The sequence below is a fragment of the Pseudactinotalea sp. genome (genome assembly GCF_048594945.1).
In the GTDB taxonomy this organism is placed as follows: Bacteria; Actinomycetota; Actinomycetes; order Actinomycetales; family Beutenbergiaceae; genus Pseudactinotalea.
In genome coordinates, this window is the sequence record NZ_JBMDXJ010000354.1 from 1 (window position 1) to 3,311 (window position 3,311).

Annotated in this window: 2 protein-coding genes, 1 tRNA gene and 1 pseudogene; 2 read left to right on the top strand and 2 right to left on the bottom strand. The window is 70.6% G+C overall.

What is annotated here, in order from left to right:
* Positions 1–232 (top strand): annotated as a pseudogene (locus ACOJSN_RS15925) (hypothetical protein); the annotation flags it as partial.
* A gap of 292 nt (positions 233–524) precedes the next feature.
* Here ACOJSN_RS15925 and ACOJSN_RS15930 read toward each other — a convergent pair.
* Positions 525–1,391, bottom strand: coding sequence for a helix-turn-helix transcriptional regulator (locus tag ACOJSN_RS15930; protein ID WP_420113474.1), 867 nt, complete (start codon positions 1,389–1,391; stop codon positions 525–527).
* A gap of 118 nt (positions 1,392–1,509) precedes the next feature.
* Here ACOJSN_RS15930 and ACOJSN_RS15935 point away from each other — a divergent pair, with 118 nt between their 5' ends.
* Positions 1,510–2,979, top strand: a complete 1,470-nt coding sequence (locus ACOJSN_RS15935) for an MFS transporter (protein ID WP_420113475.1) — start codon at positions 1,510–1,512, stop codon at positions 2,977–2,979.
* A 192-nt stretch (positions 2,980–3,171) separates the two neighbouring features.
* Here ACOJSN_RS15935 and ACOJSN_RS15940 read toward each other — a convergent pair.
* Positions 3,172–3,244 (bottom strand) — tRNA-Ala (locus ACOJSN_RS15940).
* Positions 3,245–3,311: the final 67 nt, after the last annotated feature.

The window sequence follows — 3,311 nt, forward strand, 5'->3', positions numbered from 1 at the left end:
CGGACTGGAGAAGGCGCTGGCCACCATGGTCCAGCTCAACCCCGCCAGGAAGACCCCCGACCAGGGAGCGGAGACCCCCGAATGGGCGGCCACCGACCCGAGCCTGGACGGCGTCAACGGGCAGTTCTTCGTGGACCGCGAGCACGTCACCACCCCCGATCACACCCTCTCCCTCGAACGCTGCGAGGCGCTCTGGGAGCGCACCGCCGAGATGACCGGCATGGCACCCTAGGCGTCGCCTCGGATCGCCCCGGGTGTGTCAGAGGATCGCAGGTGCAGCATCGGCGGTACCTCCGATCAGGTGCATTCCGAGCTGACCGCGCTCGCGGGAGCGCACGGGGCGGAAGAGATCATGCTGAACGCCCTCACGAGCGACCCGGCCGCCGGGTGGGCCCCCGCCGGTTGCTCGCAGAGCGGTTCGCCGCCCGAATGCCGGCAGACGGACGAAGCGCTCCGAGGAGGATTCCCCTCGAAGCGCTTCGTCACTGGTCGGTCCTGCCGCTGCCGCCCATGGTGATGCGCCGTCACGTTGCGGAGGTGAGCAGCCGCAAGGCGGCGGAAGAGGCGCTGCCGGGTTCAGCGGTGTGGGTGAGGATGCGCTGCCCGTTGCCCTCGGGCAGATGCAGCACCTCGTAGCCGAGCTCCATGTCGCCGACCTCGGGGTGCCGGACCCGCTTGCTGCCGCTCGTGCAGAGGCGGACGTCGTGGCTCGCCCAGAGCCGGGCGAACTCGGGACTCTTCATCGACAGCTCGCCCACCAGGGCAGCGAGGCGACGATCGTCGGCGAACTGCGCCGCGACATACCGCAGCGAGGCGACCGCGAGGGCGGCCTCGTCCGTCCAGTCGACGTAGAGGTCGCGGGTGTGCTCATCCAGGAACAGGAGTGCGAGCTGGTTCGGACGATCCTCCACGCCGGAGGGCGCGTTGCAGTCCAGGTGCCCGGCCAGCAGCAGATGCCCGGCCCGGTTCCAGGCGAGGATGTCGTTGAACCGGCCCAGCAGCACCGCAGGCACATCGCCCATCGAGTGCAGCAGCTGCTCCGCTCCGGGCTTGGCGACCTCCGGCCTCGATGTCTGAGGCCGCCTGACCGGGGCCGGGTGCGCCAGCGCGTACAGGTGGGCGCGTTCGTCGGCATCCAGGCGCAGCGCGCGGGCGAGCGCGTCGATGATCGCCTCCGAGGCGTTCTGCGACTGACCCTGCTCCAGCCGGGTCAGATACGTGACGGAGACGCCGGCGAGCTGCGCGAGCTCCTCACGGCGCAGGCCCGGCACGCGGCGGCGGCCGTAGGAGTTCACGCCGGCCTCTTCGGGGGAGATGCGGCCGCGGCGAGAGCGCAGGAACTCGCCCAGCTCGGTGACCGGGCCGTCCGTGTCCAGAGACGGTGCTGCCATGGCGTCCATTGTCGCCCACTCCTGCGAGCGGAGCCTGGCCCTGCGAGTGCTAGGCAACGACAGGCCAGGCGATCCGGGGTCCTGGCTGCCTCATTCGCGCGGCCCGAGTCTGTGTGGCATGAGCACGACAGACACCGCACCACCGGACCCTGCCGCGACCTCGATCTCGGCGGAGCGCTTCACGCCGATCCAGAGGATCGCGATCGCCGTCCTGCTGACGGCGAACTTCACCCTCGCTGTGGACTTCTCGATCCTCAACGTCGCCCTCCCGCACATCGGCGCCGAGCTCGAGTTCACGACCTCCGCCCTGCAGTGGATCGTCACCTCCTTCGCGCTGTGCGCCGCCGGATTCACCCTGTTCTTCGGTCGGGTCGCCGACCTGTTCGGCCGCAAGCGGCTGTTCATGATCGGCATCACGCTCCTCGGCATCTCGTCGCTTGCCGGAGGTCTCGCGACCGAGCCGGGACTGCTCATCGCCGCCCGTGTCGGGCAGGGCATCGCCACGGCGATGGTCACCCCCGCAGCGTTGTCGCTGATGACCACGATGTTCCCCGAGGGCCCGGCACGCTCCAAGGCGCTCGGCCTCAACGGTGCGCTCATGGCCGCGGGCTTCACCGCCGGTGCCGTGCTCGGCGGCCTGCTCACCGGCACGGTCTCGTGGCGGTGGGCGTTCTTCCTCAACGTCGTCGTCACCGTGGCCGTCATCGTGGTCGCCCCGTTCGTGCTGCGGGAGCCCGCACGCGGGCCGCGGCCGCGGCTCGACGTGCCCGGCGCGATCACCATCACCCTCGCCCTGGTCGCCCTGGTGGTCGGCATCGACACCGCCGGCCACGCGGGCTGGAGCCACCCCGGCAGCTGGGGGCCGATCCTGGCCGCCCTTCTCCTGTTCGTCGTGTTCTTCGCCATCGAGGGCCGCGTCGAGGAACCGCTCGTGGCGCCGGGCCTGCTCACGCGGCGGAACATCTGCTGGGGCAACATCGCCGGTCTCCTCGCGTTCGGCACCTTCACCTCCCTCGTGTTCCTGCTGACCCTCTATCTCCAGCAGATCCTCGGATACTCCGCCATCACCGCCGGGCTCGTCCTCGGCGTCCTCGGCCTCGGCACCGTGATCGGCGGGCTCATCGCTCCGAGGATCATCGGCCGGACCAGCGCCAGGACCTCGGTCGTCGCCGGCCTCCTCGTGCAGGCCGCAGCGACTGCTCCGCTCGCGTTCGCCGGCGACGGTCGGGACTGGCTGATCCCGGTCCTGATCCTCACGTTCGTCGGTGGGATCGCGAACCTCGTGGCGATCGTCGGCTACGTCGTCGCCTCCACCGCGGGCGTCCCCGCCGCCCAGCAGGGCCTCGCCACCGGGATCGTGACGATGAGCCAGCAGGTCGGCATCGCCCTCGGCACCCCGGTCATGTCGGCCATCGCCACCGGCGTCGTCGCCACCACCCTGCTGCCGGGCCTGCAGCTCGCGATCGGCGTCAACGCCGCGATCGCCGTCGGCGCCGCGGCCGTCCTCGCGATCTTCCTCCGCCTGCCCGCTGCAACCGCACCGGAGGACACCGAGTCCGCCGCTGGGCAGGCCCAGGTCACCGCATAGATCGGTCGACCCGCAGAGGAGCCTCCTGCGAGTGATGCCGACTCCGGCCCGAGGCCAGCGGGCCGCTCGCCCGTGCGCTGGAGACCCATGGCCTCACCACCCGAAGCCCCCGCCCCGCCCCACAGCGAACCCACGCAGAAAAGCCTGAGCCGCGACACCCTCTGTCAAGGATGTCGCGGCTCAGGACAAATGTGGAGCTAGGGGGATTCGAACCCCCGACCTTCTCATTGCGAACGAGACGCGCTACCAACTGCGCCATAGCCCCATGTCGCTCGGCGACCGCATCAGATTAGCACCGCCCACGACCTGCTGTCGCATCGAGGCGGGCGCCT

Excerpts from the sequence above, each read along its gene's own strand:
- ACOJSN_RS15935 (WP_420113475.1), top strand. The coding sequence starts at position 1,510 with ATGAGCACGACAGACACCGCACCACCGGACCCTGCCGCGACCTCGATC.
- ACOJSN_RS15930 (WP_420113474.1), bottom strand. The coding sequence starts at position 1,391 with ATGGCAGCACCGTCTCTGGACACGGACGGCCCGGTCACCGAGCTGGGC.